The 16474-nt window shown below is 41.4% G+C and carries 11 protein-coding genes; 2 read left to right on the plus strand and 9 right to left on the minus strand.

Going from position 1 to position 16474, the window contains the following annotated elements; genetic code table 11:
* Positions 1-41: 41 nt before the first annotated feature.
* The 3 genes from CYLST_RS10115 to gatB form a co-directional block, all read right to left on the minus strand.
* Positions 42-3206 (minus strand): SUMF1/EgtB/PvdO family nonheme iron enzyme, encoded by a 3165-nt coding sequence (locus CYLST_RS10115; RefSeq protein ID WP_015207622.1) that lies wholly within the window; start codon positions 3204-3206, stop codon positions 42-44.
* A gap of 18 nt (positions 3207-3224) precedes the next feature.
* Complete coding sequence (gene argJ / locus CYLST_RS10120) at positions 3225-4466, minus strand: bifunctional ornithine acetyltransferase/N-acetylglutamate synthase (protein ID WP_015207623.1); 1242 nt, start codon at positions 4464-4466, stop codon at positions 3225-3227.
* A gap of 525 nt (positions 4467-4991) precedes the next feature.
* A complete protein-coding gene (gene gatB, locus CYLST_RS10125; protein WP_015207624.1) occupies positions 4992-6467 on the minus strand; it encodes an Asp-tRNA(Asn)/Glu-tRNA(Gln) amidotransferase subunit GatB in 1476 nt (491 codons plus the stop codon).
* A gap of 356 nt (positions 6468-6823) precedes the next feature.
* Between gatB and CYLST_RS10130 the strand changes: the two genes are divergently transcribed.
* Entirely contained in the window at positions 6824-8920 is a 2097-nt protein-coding gene (locus tag CYLST_RS10130) for an ATP-dependent nuclease (protein WP_015207625.1), read from the plus strand.
* Positions 8917-10806 (plus strand): UvrD-helicase domain-containing protein, encoded by a 1890-nt coding sequence (locus tag CYLST_RS10135; protein ID WP_015207626.1) that lies wholly within the window; start codon positions 8917-8919, stop codon positions 10804-10806. Before CYLST_RS10130 ends, CYLST_RS10135 begins: the two co-directional genes overlap by 4 nt.
* 246 nt (positions 10807-11052) lie before the next feature.
* Here CYLST_RS10135 and CYLST_RS10140 read toward each other — a convergent pair whose 3' ends face one another.
* The 6 genes from CYLST_RS10140 to CYLST_RS10165 all read right to left on the minus strand — a co-directional run bounded on the left by CYLST_RS10140 (position 11053) and on the right by CYLST_RS10165 (position 16377).
* Positions 11053-11577 (minus strand): hypothetical protein, encoded by a 525-nt coding sequence (locus CYLST_RS10140; protein WP_015207627.1) that lies wholly within the window; start codon positions 11575-11577, stop codon positions 11053-11055.
* A 283-nt stretch (positions 11578-11860) separates the two neighbouring features.
* The gene (locus tag CYLST_RS10145; protein ID WP_015207628.1) at positions 11861-13777 is read right to left on the minus strand and encodes an alkaline phosphatase; all 1917 of its coding nucleotides are present in this window, start codon (positions 13775-13777) and stop codon (positions 11861-11863) included.
* 43 nt (positions 13778-13820) lie between these two features.
* Complete coding sequence (locus tag CYLST_RS10150) at positions 13821-14021, minus strand: hypothetical protein (protein ID WP_015207629.1); 201 nt, start codon at positions 14019-14021, stop codon at positions 13821-13823.
* A gap of 175 nt (positions 14022-14196) precedes the next feature.
* Positions 14197-14655: a hypothetical protein gene (locus CYLST_RS10155; protein ID WP_051056113.1), complete on the minus strand. Its 459-nt coding sequence runs from the start codon at positions 14653-14655 to the stop codon at positions 14197-14199.
* A gap of 11 nt (positions 14656-14666) precedes the next feature.
* On the minus strand, positions 14667-15500 hold the full coding sequence (locus tag CYLST_RS10160; protein WP_015207631.1) for a cation diffusion facilitator family transporter: 834 nt from the start codon (positions 15498-15500) through the stop codon (positions 14667-14669).
* A 256-nt stretch (positions 15501-15756) separates the two neighbouring features.
* Positions 15757-16377, minus strand: a complete 621-nt coding sequence (locus CYLST_RS10165; protein WP_015207632.1) for a hypothetical protein — start codon at positions 16375-16377, stop codon at positions 15757-15759.
* Between the last annotated feature and the right edge of the window lie 97 nt (positions 16378-16474).

Consider the following 16474-nt stretch of genomic DNA (forward strand, 5'->3'; position numbering starts at 1 on the left):
AACGCTCGCTTAAAACAAAAGAAGGGCAAAAGTATCAAGGGCTAAGAAGTTCTCGCAGCAGAACACGCAACCCGAAAACCATTGTCGTTGTTGCCGATATTATATAAGTAGCTGTTGCGTACCGCCGAACGGCAATACCAACGATTGGTGAACCAAGAACCACCGCGCACCAAGCCACAGCCATTAGGTTTATCATTTTTATCTATCCAAACACTTCCATCTGACGGCGCTCCCTCATAATTTTCATGCCAAGAGTCTGCACACAACTCCAAAACTAACCCATGCATTTCACACAAACCAAAAGCATTAGCTACCTGAAACATCCCGACTGGTGTTGTTTCACGATAAGGTGTTTCACCGAGATGATTTGCCAAATTGGTTGAAATAGTCTCCCCAAAGTGAAAAGGGGTGGTTGTTCCTGCTCGACAGCCATATTCCCACTCTGCTTCACTCGGTAGTCGAAATTCTCGCCCTGTATGCTGGGAAAGACGCGCACAAAATTCCACAGCATCGTACCAGGAGACACTCTCTACAGGACGTTCAGCACCTTTGAATTGAGAAATATCAGGGTTAAGCGCACGTTCTACCTGGGGTAAGGCTACAACTGCTTGCCATTGCGCCTGAGTTACTGGATACTTACCCATTAGGAATGGGGCAACAGTTACTTTATGTTGAGGTTGTTCTCTATCGTTTTCTCTATCGTTTGACCCTTTTTCTTCTGGGGGTGCGCCCATCAAAAACGAACCACCGGGAATTTCCACCATTTCCAATATCACCTCATTACCTAAGTCTATGTTCTCTGTGGGCGGATGTTCTACTAACTGAATTGACTCCAAACCATTCTTGATTTCTGCAATCAGCATGGGAATTTCTTCCCCTAACTGCTTTAGTGCTATAGCTGCTTCTCTGCGAATTTTAAATACTTCGCTGTTATTTTCTAAAAGTTTACGCAGACGAGGAATAGCTGGGGTAGCATCTTTGCCCATTGTTCTCAAATCATTCACAGCACGGGTGCGATATTCTGGCTCTGGTGCGGAAAGTTCTTTAATCAAGTTCTTAATCCGCTCTTTGCGTTGTGCTTTTTTAATCTCCTCTGGGTCTAGATTTGCCTTCTTCAGCAATTGCTCAATTACAGAATCTGGGATATTGAGTTCTTTTTTCTTAAATTCACAGCAGTCCCATAGTGCTAACAAAAAGCCTTTAATCTCTTTCAGATTTTCTGTTTTTTCACCAATATCTTTTAAGAGTTTTTCCCAAGTTTCGGCATTATCTTGATGTTGTTGAACTAGATACAACCCAGCCAAATACTCTGCTAAGGGGTCTAAATTAATCCGCACCTTGTCTGGTTCTACTTTTTGTAATAGGTTCAAAGTGGCTTGTAAGTAGTTCAAACGGGTGTTGGTTTCATTGGGGTCAATTTCAACGAGGGCTGTTTCGGCAGTTTTCCTGAGAATTGGTGCAGGACGGTAGGTATTTTCTAAGCACTTCCAAGCAATGATTTCTACTTCTCGATGGACTGCTAACTGTTTGGCTGCATCAGCTTGGGGGTGAAGCTTATTCAAGTAACTCAGCATTAATTCTGGGATATTTTCTGGAAGTTCTGTATTTCCCTGTTTGGCGGCAATCATCTGGTCAGCATAGAGTTTTGCTAACATAATTGTGATGTTGCGCTGCCCTACCATGCGGTTGAGACGAGAACAAGCGTTATAAAATTCTTCGTCATCAAATAGGTTACGGCATTTATACAACTTGAGATATTCACCGAGAAATTCTGATATTCGTTCTCCTTCAACCCTCATTGGTTGGAGGATGCATTTAGTCAAACCTCGAAGTTCTCCTTCTAGTCGTGATGTGAAAACTAGGGCATTAATGATGGGATTTTCGGTTAATGCAGCAAGGATTTTATTACAGGTTGACTTTTCCATCTCGGAAAAGTGGTCAACAATTACTAAGACTCGTCGCTGTCGCAATAGGTTCTTGAGATATTCGGGGCTGATTTCTTCATTTTCTGTATTTGTCAAGTCTTGCAGTTGCTTGCGAATCATTTCTAGGAAGTTTTCATTTTCTTGCAACTCGCGGTCAATGAGTATAGGTAACATCCGATGCTTACTAAGCTTACCTTCCATCCCCCAATTAGCAATTTGACAAGCAAGGCTGGTTTTACCTGCACCACCTTCTCCCTGAATTAGTACACAAAATTGTTGTTCTCTCAGCATTTGTGCTTTGAGCGCATTTTGGAGTTTTGTGTGTTCTGCTGTCGGGTTCTCGTCGTTAACCTGGTCAGGAAACAGGGTTTGGTTGTTGAAAAAAACAGGTTGGGGAAGGTGGGTTGTGCGATCGCGTTTTACAATGTCTTTATCCAGAAATTCTATCTTCACTGACTCAAAATACTTTTCTACCCACGCATCCAATACCTTGGGGCTGTGCTTGAAAATTAATAACTTCTGAAGCGGTACTTCTAAGCCAATTCCAGGTATCTTGTATGTCTGGGGCAATATTTTATCTAGGCTAAGTAACCACAGTGGACGGATGGCAAATATACCCAAATAACCCGCCCCTGCTAGTAACGCAAATATCCCCGGATTTTTAATTACCCACTGAATGCCACGATAAATTATTCTGTCCTGCAATTGATTTAACTTGGTTTGCAGGGCGTTTCTGGTTAAGCGGAGTTCTTGCTGTTGTAGTTTTAGATTTGCCCATGCTTGCGGTTTGGCATCGAGACGAGTTAGGGCTTTCTCTATTTGTTGCTTGAGAATTTCTAATTTAGCAATTTGCTGTAAGTCTAACTCAGATATTCTATTAGCTCGCTGTTGAGCCGACCTGCCAATATCAATTAAGGCCCGAACGGAACTGCTACGAACTGCTTCATCTCCATCCCCCAGTGTTTCCACCAAGTCAGAAACAGCATCCTGTGCCGACCAACCCATTTTACCCAAGGCAGAAGCGGCATGAGTGCGGATAGCTGCATCACTATTACTCAGTGCTTCTGCTAAGGATGGAACCGCGTCTTCCCCGCATTTCACTACAGCATCACTCGCAGATGTGAGCGCTTTTACATTTTTGAATTGCTGAATTTGGGTGTAAATACCCACCTGAGTACATTGCTGCGCCCGGACGCTACTGTTAAGTAATAAAGGTAACGATAAACTGAGGAGCGCAGCGTTAAGCCATAGGGGAAGTTTCTCTGAGATGCCCTTAGCCATGTACTCACTAAACCATATTTAAGTCGTGTACTCTGCGTTAATTTTCACATAGTCGTAACTTAAATCACAACCCCAAGCTTTACCCGTGCCATGACCATTACCCACGCTGACGGAAATTAACACAGTATCATCTTTGAGATAAGCACCCGTCGCCGCCTGTTTCAAATATGCACTTGCTGCGGCACGGTCAAAAGGTAAAGGTTGACCATTTTCCAACATTAAAAAATCTCCTAGCTTGATTTGCAGATTTGCTTCTTCAAAGGGTATACCTGCACGTCCAGCAGCGGCGGCGATGCGTCCCCAGTTGGGATCACGGCCAAAGATTGCAGACTTAACTAAGGATGAGCCGGCAATGGTTTTGGCGATTTGGCGGGCTGATATTTCATCGTGGGCCCCTGTGACTTGCACTTCAATCAGACAAGTTGCACCTTCACCATCACGGGCGATCGCTTTTGCTAAATGCTGGCATACTGCTGTTAACATCGCCTCTAATTTTTCAGCTTCTGCACCCATCTCAATAATAGCTGGGGTGCGAGATTGACCATTTGCCAGGGCAATTAAGCTGTCGTTGGTGCTGGTATCACCATCAACGGTGATCGAATTAAAGCTTCTATCAGCCGCCCTGGTTAACATTTGCTGCCAAAGGGTGGGGGAAACAGCAGCATCACAGGTGACAAAAGCCAGCATGGTTGCCATGTTGGGATGAATCATTCCTGAACCTTTGGCAATACCACCAATTCGCACGGGGCGATCGCCTATAGTTGTTTCTAAGGCAATAGATTTTGTTACCAAATCTGTGGTGATAATCGCCCCAGATGCGGCACTTGAGCCTGTTTCTGAAAGTGCTGCTACCAGTTTGGGAATGCCACTACTCAAAGCATCCATTTTAATTCGTTGACCGATGACGCCAGTAGAAGCCAGTAGAATCGCATCGGTAGAAATACCCAACTCTTTCGCTAATAACTCGGCACTTTCTTCAGCATCACGCACACCTTGATTACCTGTAGCGGCGTTTGCTTGTCCAGCGTTGCAGAGTATAGCCCTGATGCTATGTTTGGCTTGCAAGCGTTGACGACAAAAGTCCACACAGGCGGCTTTAACTTGGCTAGTGGTGAATACACCAGCAGCGATCGCATCCACATCTGACAATATTAAAGCTAAATCGGGCAATCCTGAAGGTTTCAGTCCAGCGGTAATTCCTGCCGCTTTATACCCTCTAGCCGCTGTAACGCCACCAGTAATTTCCTGCCAGTCTCCCATGTTTATTCCCCACAATTATTAGATCAGCTAGGTCGGTAGATTGCTGCTCCGTGCCTTCCTCAGAACCGTGCTTGCGACTTTTAGCGCTCACGGCTCTGGTTAATCATCTATCTATATTGTGAGTTTATCTGCTGATGGCAATAATTAAGCAGCGGTTGGTGTTGAGGATAATTATTTTTAGCTTTTTATCAGTGATAGTTTGGAACTCCCAACCTTTGATCAGAAGACAAATACAAAAAGGAGAGCTACCTAAGTTGCTCTCCAGATCATCAGGGTTCATCTACATAACACACTATAGCATTTTAACAGTGAGGGGTTAGACCCATAATTAAGAATCTTGCTAAAAATACTTAAATTAAGACACCAGCAGCAAACAGAAAAACGGAGAGCTACTTAAGTGGCTCTCCAACTCATCAGGTTGCATCTACAAAGCAAAGTATAGCAGCTTAGGGATGAGGGGTCTGACCCATTTATTAGTGTCGTTTTGTAAAGATCTGGTGAAAATACGGTTGGCTATACCTAGTGCTAGCCGTTGAGTTTCTTTTCCACCAATTCGTTAGTCAGCTTGGGATCAGCGCGTTTACCGGTCTTTTTGAGAACCTGTCCGACAAAGAAGCCTTTGAGGTTGGTGTTACCGTTGCGATACTTTTCTAGTTCTTTGGGGTTAGCAGCGATCGCATCATCCACAATTGGTTCTAAAATAGCAGGGTCGGTAATTAGCTCCTGACCAGCAAAAGCTTTTTCGGGAGAAACACCACTCAGTAAGTCTGACAGCTTTTCTTTAGCTTGGGCATTGCTGATTTTACCCGTTTCAATGCGGGTGATCACATCGGCTAAATTGGTAGGAGTGAGAGCAATTTCTGTGATGCTGAGTTTTTGCTTGTTGAGATAAGCAGCGATATCTTGAGTAATCCAGTTAGCAGCCGCTTTGGGATTTGCACCAGCAGCGATCGCACTTTCAAAATATCCTGATACAGGATGGTCTTCTGTCAACACCCGTGCATCATAAGGTGAAAGCCCCAACTCACCTTCATAACGATGGCGTTTTTGGGCTGGTAGTTCTGGTAATTCACTCAGCCAATGCGCTAATTCTTGATCTGTCACCTCAATCGGTGCTAAATCTGGTTCGGGGAAGTAGCGATAATCGCTAGAACCTTCTTTAATCCGCATACTAATTGTGCGTTGCGAACCTTCTTCCCACAAGCGGGTTTCTTGGACAATCCTTTCCCCTGCTTCATTTGCAGCGATTTGGCGCTCTATTTCATAGTCTATCGCTTTTTGGATAGCGCTGAAAGAGTTCATATTCTTGATTTCTACTTTCGTCCCAAAGGCCTCTCTTCCCACAGGACGGACAGAAATATTCACATCACAGCGCAGAGATCCTTCTTGCATATTGCCATCACTGACACCGAGATAGCGGACAATTCGGCGCAATTCTTGGGCATATTCTGCTGCTTCTTGTCCAGAACGCAAGTCAGGTTCTGAGACAATTTCTACCAACGGCACACCCGCCCGGTTGTAGTCTACCAGAGAATAAGTAGAACCGGAAATGCGATCGCTCCCCGCGTGTACCAATTTGCCAGCATCTTCTTCCATGTGCAACCGCGTGATTCCAATGCGTTTGCGCGTAGAATTGCCTGCATCATCTACCAATTCAATCTCTATCCAACCATGTTCTGCGATCGGTAGGTCATATTGAGAAATTTGGTAATTTTTCGGTAAATCAGGATAAAAATACTGTTTACGGTCAAATTTGCTATATCTAGCAATTTGACAATTTAGCGCCAAACCCGTTTTCACAGCATATTCCAACACCTTGGCGTTGAGTACGGGTAAAACCCCAGGTAAACCCATACACACAGGGTCAATATTAGTATTGGGTTCACCACCAAATGCCGTTGAGCTAGAAGAGAAAATCTTGGTATTTGTACTTAGCTGGCAATGGGTTTCTAGTCCAATAATCGCTTCGTATTCAGTCTTTACGGTGGTAGCAACAGTCATAATATCTCGATTTTCATCATAATCCTTCTTTAGGCTACTATTCTAGCGCTGTCGAGAGTTGCGTTGAAGGTTGTTCGTTACCTAGAGTAGCAAATCACCTTCAATTGAGATTGCAGTTAACAACTTGGGTTAGAAGTAACAAGTAATTTTACTAAAAGCGCGATTAGGTTTTTATAAGTTTTTTCACGCATTTACGAACCCTACAGCAAAATCTTTTTATTTAATTTTCCATCCTTTCAAGGCGTATATTCTGGCTTTTTTAAGTAAATTCCGTACTATCTTGTTGCAATGTAACTTGTTAAACTCAGCATAGCTAAAGTTACTTTTGTATGATTTAATTCATATAATTTCTGTACATGAAAATAGAATCTATAACTCTTAAAGGGTTTCGCTGTTTTGGTGATACACCCAAGACTGTAAAACTATCAGATGGCATCACAGCATTAATTGGAGCCAATGGTTCTGGAAAAACTGCTTTACTTGAAGGACTTTTGCGAGTTTTTGGCATAACAGGTAAACAGCGAACTATTTTGCGTACTGATTTCTATACATCTCCTAGTACACCAGATGAAGATAGTAGCACCCGTGAGTTGTATATCGACATTCGCCTTACTTTTCCAGAATTGTCAGAAGATGCACCAGTAACAAATCCAGCAGTACCAGCGTGTTTCCGTCACATGGTAGTAGATCAACCAAATGGTACACCCTTTGCGCGTGTGCGCCTTGAAGCAAAGTGGGTTGACGATAGAACAGGAGGTGATGGAGATATTGAACAAAATATTTACTGGGTTCTTACTGCTAATGAATTACCAACAGACAAAGACAAAAGACCCTGCGAACCAACCGACCGTGGCAGGATTCAAGTTTATTATGTTCCAGCTATACGTGATCCCTCATCACAACTTATATCTAGTAGTGGTGCAATGATAGGGCGTTTACTTAAAGCCATAGAATGGACTTCGGAAACAAAGGAGTCTATTGAAACTGCATCGGCGCGGATTCGAGAGGTGTTCGGAAAAGAATTAGCAATAAATAGTATCAATCAGACAATAGCAAGTAGGTGGAAAGAACTTCACAACGATACCTTTGATGCAGAAGCGGAGTTCAACGTTGCTAGCAGAAAATTTGAAGATATAATTCGCAAATTCAATATTGTATTCAGCCCAAATGAATTTAATGGCGAACGTGATTTAGATGCTTTGAGTGATGGACAAAAATCGCTTTTTTATTTTTCATTGGTAGCTTCTATTTTTGAGGTAGAAAGTAAATTTATTAATCAAAATATTGCTATAAAAAATACAAAGAAAATAGATGATCAGGAAAATCCCGAAAATACTGATGAAGACAAGCCTTCAAGAACAGGTTTTAATTCCAATCGAATCCAAACACCGATTTTAACAATTTTTGCTTTTGAAGAACCAGAAAATCACTTAGCCCCTTATTTTCTGTCACGTATTATCAAACAAGTTCAGTCTATAGTTAATGAGTATCCTGCTCAAGCCATATTAACAAGTCATTCTCCTGCGATTTTGGGAAGAATTGAGCCAGAGCAAATACGACATTTCAGGCTTGATATTAAATCAAGAAATGCAATTATCAAAGAAATAACACTTCCTAGTCAAGCAGAAGAAGAAGCTAAATATCTACGTGAAGCAGTAAAAGCATACCCAGAATTGTATTTTGCTAAATTTGTGATTCTGGGAGAAGGAGATTCTGAGCAAATAGTTCTGCCAAAATTAGCTTCAGCAATGGAATTAGAAGTAGATCCTGCATTTGTTGCTATAGTCCCATTAGGAGGACGCCATGTTAATTACTTCTGGAAACTACTTAATGACCTTCAAATCCCATACGCTACACTTTTAGATTTAGATATTGAACGAAATGGAGGTGGCTGGGGTAGAATCAAGTACGCTTTAAAACAACTTCTTGAGATAGGAATAGATGCAGCATATCTTCTTAAATTTAAAGTTGCAGAAGGGGATGAGCAGGAAATATCTCATGCAAGCCTAGAAACACTTCACACAAATAATGAGCCAATTGACGAAAATCACCCTTCAATCAAAATACTTGAAAGCTTTGGTGTATTCTACTCTGCACCACTTGATTTAGATATGATAATGTTATCATCCTTTCCGGATGCTTACAAAGCTATTATTGACAACAGATCTAGACCAAGAATTCCTGATAAAAACAATGCCAACTATAACGATGACATGGATGGAGTAAAAAAAGCTGTTCTTGGAAAAGATGCTAATTTGTCAACATATTCAGAAGAACTACAGGAATTACTTCCTTGGTATAGATATTTATTTCTTAGCAAAAGCAAACCATCAACACATCTTCAGGCATTGTGCAAAATTGATAACAAAGACCTAAAACAAAAAACGCCTCCTGTATTAGAAAGACTCTTAAAGCATACAACTAAAGAAATTAGTGCAAATAAAACATTATGACTTTTATTATCCAAACTAAAAAGTGGGTTCCAGTTGGAAATATGACACTTGAACGTAATGCTTATGAAGTAGTGTGTTCAAATAGTAACTATTCTATAATTGCTGGGCCAGGAGCAGGAAAAACGGAACTACTTGCTCAAAGAGCTTGCTATCTTTTCCAAACTGGTTTATGTCCTGATCCTTATCGTATTCTTGCAATCAGTTTTAAAACAGATTCTGCTAAGAATTTAAAGGAAAGAGTAGCTGAGAGATGTTCTAAGCAAGATGCTATGCGATTTGATTCTCTAACCTTTGCTGCATTTGCAAAAAGTATGTTAGATCGATTTATGGGAGCATTGCCTGAACTTTGGCGACCAAAGTATAATTATGAATTATACTTTCCGAAAGATTCTGAATATCAAGCTTTTTTGATATCTCTTATAAAAGCAGCACCAAAAAATTTTATTAATTTACAAAATTTAAAACCTAAAGAATTTGAAAAAGATTGGGTTCTCGGCTCAACGCTCCCATTAGAGGGAATACAAACAACATGTATGAGAGCTATAGCTGCAAAAGAATGGTGGCATGCTTGCTTACACCTTGGGAAAAAGTCCAGGCTTACTTTCCAAATGATTGAAAGATTAGTAGAACTACTCCTGAGGACAAACCCTCAAATTACTAATGCATTGAGAGGGACTTATTCTCATGTTTTCATGGATGAGTTTCAAGACACAACTCATACTCAATATGACCTTATTAAAACATCTTTCCTCAATTCACAAGCCGTATTGACTGCTGTCGGTGACAACAAGCAGCAAATTATGCGGTGGGCTATGGCTATGGATGATGCTTTTAGCATCTTTGAGAAAGATTTTCAAGCAAACTCAATTTCCTTAATTTCTAATTATCGCTCTTCTCCAGAACTTGTACGAATACAGGATCTATTAGCTATAACAATTGATCCTAATTATACGCAAGTAGAATCAAATAAAGAGAAGAACATAGCTGAAGAGGCTTGTGTAATTTGGGATTTTGAAACACAAACATTAGAAGCAGAACATTTAGCAAAAACCATATCTAACGCTATCAATATTTATCAATTAAAGCCGAAAGATTTTGTATTAGTTGTCAACAAACTCGCAAGAAGCTATGAACCATGTTTAACAGAGGCGTTCAAAAAATATGATTTAAAAGTACGTTTAACATTACCAAATGATATCCTTGATAAGGAGCTTACTGAAATTTTTATTAACTTCCTGCGTTTTGGTTCTAAAGAAGGTACTAACCCCTACTGGTCTGACTGTAACAAAATTCTCACAAGTATTTATGGTATAGATCCAGAAGATGTTAGAAGTACAAGAGAATTACAAGATAAACTGGACTCATTCCACTTATCTTTACAAAATAAAATGACTAACTTAGATTTTAGCGACGATACACAAGTAAATTCTATCCTGGCAGATATCGAAAATTTTATTGGAAAAGATTATATCAAGCTTTCTTATCCACAATATCAGCAAGGTGACGAATATGAGAAAGTAATAAAAGCAATTAGTAATCAACTTCAAACCAGTCATACAAACAGTACAGACAAAGCATGGAAATCAATATTAGACGATTTTGAAGGGATTGATTCTGTGCCATTAATGACCATTCATAAAAGTAAAGGACTGGAATATCACACTGTAATTTTCGTTGGACTTGAAGACTCAGCATGGATAAATTTTAAAGAACAGGCTCAAGAATCACGTTCTACATTTTTTGTAGCCTTCTCGCGTGCAATGCAACGTGTTATATTTACTTACTGCAAACAGCGTGGTGCTAGGGATAATACTAGGGATGATATTTCTTCTCTTTATCAAGTACTACAGGGTGCAGGAGTGAAAACTGAGCAAATTCAGGTTTAAGTAATGATGGATATTAACAAAGATTATTATCAATAAAATTGTTGGGTTTCACTTCGTTCAACCCAACCTACAATTTTCTTGACTGAACCATATTGGATTATAGGCAATTGGGGATAAGGCAAATTTCCTTAAATCAAAAAATATAGCGATTCTAACTTTGTTAGATTCAAGTCAGAATCGCTATACTTACGAAGTAGCTCTATTGAGTAAATTTAAGTCACTGTTTTAGCAACAACTTCTAGAAGATTAGGGACTAGATTTTGTACGTAATGACCTAGAGAATCCCCTCTTTTTGAACATAAATAAAAACAGCCCGAACACAGGCGCTGCTCCAAGAATACTACTTGGCTCTGGAACAGAAACATCGGTGTAAGAAACCGTTTGATCACTAGCCCCAGTCGCATCACTAAAAACAACAAAATTTTCGGCGTTGACTGTAAAGGCATTGGTTTCAAATTGCAAACCTAATCCTTGTTGGTCAATTCCTCCCAAGAAATTAGTCAAAACCGTTGCTAAAGAATCATCCGCTTGGGTGTAGGACTGTCCACCGTAGTTAGCAGAAATTATTAAACCTTCGGCAACAGTTACTTCTTGATCTAATGCCGCAGCAGAGTCAAAAGAAAAAGTACCTGTGAAGGGATTCTGTGCATTAGAACTAGAGAAATTATAAGTGATAGTTACAGCTTGGGCTGGTATATTTTCCCCTACTGCAAACATCAGAGTGGTTGCCGCAGTTACAGATGCTAATTTCTTGAAAATGGAGTAAGTCATTTTTTTCCTTCAATCAAAATATTAGGTGTAAAAAACTAGAATGCTTTAATGAAGCAGAGACGTTATTTATCCACGTCTCTGCAAGATCAAGCTTTTGAGTTAACGTGAGTTCTACGGGAGTTGTGGAACCCTTCTCAAAACCTCAAAAAGCAACGGGGAGAGGCTTAAAATCCTTAATTTTTCGCCCTTCACTAAGGGTTCAACTGCCCCTCCCCGCGTCGGAGAGGGGTTGGGGAGAGGTTCATTTTTTCACGTTGAGTTAGCCAGAGAGTGAAGCGGTAAATTAATTTGGCAAACTCGTGAGTGCAGTCTTCATGGTTTGAAATATTTGGCTCTGATCAATTACTCCTCGGATACCGGGCACATTGTAAGTACCAGAGCTATCTGTCATTTGAAAGCCTTGTCCCAAGAATCTAGTTAGAGTTGTTGAGTAAGCACCTTGGTAGTAAACAGGCACAATCCGTCGGCTGTGGCTACCCCAAAGATACTTTTTACTTGGGTCAGATCCCCAGAAGTGACCAGCATCTGTAGGGTTGTGCTTGTTGAAAGTGATATCCTTAGCGTTAAACTTCAAACCTCTAGACACATCTGGATCTTGAGCAGTTAACTTCGAGGGGAAGTCATTATTTAAAGTTAGGTAGTGGTCATGGTCAGCAGTAACAAGCAGCAAGTTTTTGCTCCAACCGCCATTATTGTTGATCCAATTAATGGTTGTTTGGACGGCTTTGTCAAAATCATTCATCGTACCAATCAAGTTATCCATGTTGTCATCATGGGCAGCCCAATCGACATCACCACCTTCAACCATTAGCCAGAAACCATCTGGGTCTTTACCGAGAACGGTTAAAGCTGCTTGAGTCATATCAGCTAAAGTGGGATTTTCGTTAATCTCTCTGGCAATAAAGCTAGCGTTAGTTTCACCAGGAGACAGAGGACGAATAGTATCAGGGTTAGGAGTTTGATTCGCAGAAGTTGTTGAACTAAAGAGTGTAAATTGACCTAAACCTGTTGTGCTGTAGTCCCCTTTAGAAGAACTCACAGGAATGTTGCCATCTTGACCACGAGCGCCATACAGACCAAATAACTTGCCGCCGGTATTTGGGTTGACTGATGCAGCGGTGTTCAATAGTGTCTGAGTTGCGTTAGGGCCACGCTCCAAAAAGGTGTAACCGTAACGATTGTTAGGATTTGATGAAGCAGGAGCTGAACAAGCGGCTTCATTGCTTAAGGCTGTTTTACCAGTCAACTCTTTGTAAGTAGATGCTTTGATGTAAGTGTAGCTAGTGTTATTACAGACCGGGCCTGAACTGGTACTGTTCTGATGATCCAAAGGATGACCGCCGCCCAAAATCACATTAGGCTGAAAGTTCAGTAATGCCTGTTGCAAAATGCTGTCTTGATTGGCCTTGTTGGGATCATAGTCACTATCGTATTTACTACGACGATTGACGAAAGAGACGGCAGCACCGGGAGTTGCGTGGCTGATTGGTACTGAAGTTACCACTCCTGTAGACTTACCTTGTTCTTTGGCAATTTCCACGATGGTTTTCAGCTTCTGCTCGTAAATGTCTACGCCCATCGCGTTGTTATAGCTCTTTACACCTGTATAAAGAGTTGTGGCGGTGTTAGCAGAGTCGGGATAGCTGTACTTGATGTACTCTTTATCATAAGTACCAGGATTAGCGGGGGATAAGGGAATCCAAGGAGCCGGGCCTCCTTTCGTGACGTCATAGCCTGCTAAGTTACCTGGTAGTAAGGTGTCGCCATTGGCTGTAGTACCGGGATTAAATGGAGTGGGCTGCAATGAGAAGCCTGGACGAACAGGACTGAGTCCTGTAACTTGATTTGTGCCGTCTAGGGCGGAGTTGCCCGTTGATTTGGCTAGATTATTGGGAGTACTTGGTGTATTTGACTGAATTGTGGTGCCGTAGGTAGTTACCTGTCCATATCCTGTGAGAGTTTGAAAGCTAAGACCGGAGCCTTTCCCAGCGGTGTAGAATGGTCCACCTTTGGCAACGGCAGCTGCTCGTGCCATCTCCCAACCCATACCATCGCCAATCATGATAATGACGTTAATCCCATTACCTGCGGCTAGGGCTGGCTGAACTGCTGGATTACCAAATACCAGCAGTAGGGGACATAGTAAACTAGCCATCGCCAAAGCTAGCGATCGCTGATATTTTCCCAAAAATGAAATCATTGCAATGCCTTTTAAAGTTAATTGAGTAAGTGTTAGCAGTTAACTATTGATAAAAATTTGGTTCCAGATGAGTAGCAGCAAAGTCGGAGGTCATCACTGACTGATTAGAAGACGGGGCATAAATCTGGTTAGCGGCAGTAGCTGGTTGTTGATTTGGTGTTGCCAAGGACAACAGAACTGCAAAAACTAGACCAGATATAAACCAAGCCAATAAGCGCTGGTACTTGTTCAGTAATGAAATCATCACAGTGTCTCCTTTGTGTAAGTTAAACTTTTACTTTGGTGCTAGTTAGCCAAAGAGTTTTTAGGATCAGGACTTACATAAAAATGAAGTGAAAGCCTTGATTTCCCCTACATTTCCTACTTAATACCTAAGTTCTAAGTATGTCTGAATCACTAGATTCAATCGAGAACTTCCGTCACTGGTAAAAGTTAGGTTCGTTCTCAGTTATGTCAGGCGTATACTGAGGAACTACAGTCGATTGGGATGTAAACACAGGTTGGGAATACTTGACAAAACCTAAAAGCTGTGCCGCGCTATTAAAATACTTTGCCCAAGATTGAACTCTGGGGTCTTTCTGCCAGTTAGCTTGGGAGACAGTTACTGATAACAACGGAACTTGCTGCCCATAATTTTCACCCATAACATTGACGGTCAGGTCTGTCATTTCAGGACTGGACTGAAAGGTTTGCTGAATGGATTTTTTAGCTAAGGCTTCCGCGAATTGCACCAGAGTGGGAAAAGTTTGATTTTCTTGGGAGTTGAGAGTTAAGTTTAGTTGCCCAGTTTCGGCACGGGCTGAAATGGCAAGATTTAAAGAGACGGCAACAGAACACAGCAAAATCTGGGGATATGTTGCCCAGTTTCGGGGGAACATACTTAATCTCATTAAATAAGCTCCTGTAAAGATGGAAATAATAACTTTTCTGCTTGCTGTCGCTGACCAACCGTGAGCCATTGACTGACGCTACAGTTTTCTGTTTGCAGATCACATAAGCAGTCACCATTGGCTATATTGGTAACTTTACCGCGCAGACAATGAATGCTCTGAGTCACTTGAGTTGCCGCAAAAAGGGCTATCAGACATGCTACTACTAAGCTGATGACTCCATCTGCCCAAGTCCAATTTAGCCAGATAACTGCGATCGCAGCCAGCACTGTTCCCACTGAACTGACTAAATCCGCCAAGAAGTGAAGAAATACACCCCTCATATTCAGGTCATGACGGCTACATCCATGTAAATAGAGGGCATTAAAGCTGTTAACCCCTAGTCCAAGCAATGCGGTTGCTAACATCGGTAAGCCAAGAATCTCTGGAGATGGAGATTGCAACCGAACCAGCGCTTCTTTGACAATCCAGCCAGCAATACAGGCCAAACCTATACCGTTAACTAGAGCCGCCAAAACTTCCAATCGATAGCCCCCAAATACAGTTCCTTTGGACATAGATCGAGATAGCCAGATTGCCAATAGTGCCAGACCCAAAGCTGCCACATCCGAAAGAATGTGCTCTGCATCTGCCAAAAGGGACAGGCTATGGCTCAAAATGCCCGCACTTAATTCCACACCAAAAAAAAAGCTCAGTAAAATCAAAGCAGTCCACAGCGCTTGGAGCTTCTGCTTAACTTGGTTTGATTGCCTTGAACCTGAACTGGGAAATTGATTGGAAGCTGACTCAAATGCCAAGCTGTCAGTTAGATGCTTCTGCACCGAAAGCACCATGCTTAATTCCTAAATGTTTATACATACTTACTCAACTTTACCAGTATCATAATTAACATTTTAGTAAGAAACGTTTAATTTTAAGTAAAGCTAATTCCAGTTTTGGGTAAATTCGTAATATTATCAAATTACTTTATACAAAGGTATTTGCTCTGCCTCTACTAGCAGAAACACGTTTGATGAAATTATTTCAATAGAAAGTTTTCTCTTCTGAGAAAATTTATCACTCATTACCGAGAACGCTTTCACTTCACCTTCAGGTTTCTCTAATCCAGAGTGCCAACCCTCCGCTACGACCGCGAGCGGCAATGAAATCTTCAGTCACCAAAAAAAATCCAAAGAAGGGTTGTTTAGCTATCGACTGATTGTAGAAATCCTCTGCTTGAAATTTACTAGAGCGAATCCGCCCGTTGTAAATAACTAGACCAAACAAACTGAGGAGCATCTGGGTAAAGTCAAACGCCAATAAATTTTTCTTGCCTAAATATTGGGCTGGCCCCGTGAGTTTCAACATCAATGAACCCAATTGCACCTGATTACCAATTTCGCCTTTGCCTGAATCTGTTTCTAAGTTGGCATTGAAGGAAATATGGGCAGCGACAAATTTGGGCAAATAAAATCCCTTACCCAAGATAATTCCCCCGCGCTTTCTGACTTTACGAGTGCCAGTGGCAAAGCAAAGCCGCCATTCGCCCACAAGCGACTCAAAGGCATAATTTAGCCGTTGCTGCTTGGCAGCTTTTTCTGCTTGTAGCAGCGCATTGACCAATAAAGACGCAGTAGGCAGTTCACCTCCTTGTCCTCGATACGCAGTCGCTGCCTGGAATAGCACGTCGGCAAAATCAGGTGTAGTTGTAGGTGTCAAATTAGCTGTCATCAAGAACCCCAAAATTAACTTTTATCGGCGATACGTATGAGCAAATGCATTAGTGTATAAAGATTTCATCATTTTTCAGGTATTTCTGGGGTTTTTT

The organism is Cylindrospermum stagnale PCC 7417, from assembly GCF_000317535.1.
GTDB lineage: Bacteria > Cyanobacteriota > Cyanobacteriia > Cyanobacteriales > Nostocaceae > Cylindrospermum > Cylindrospermum stagnale.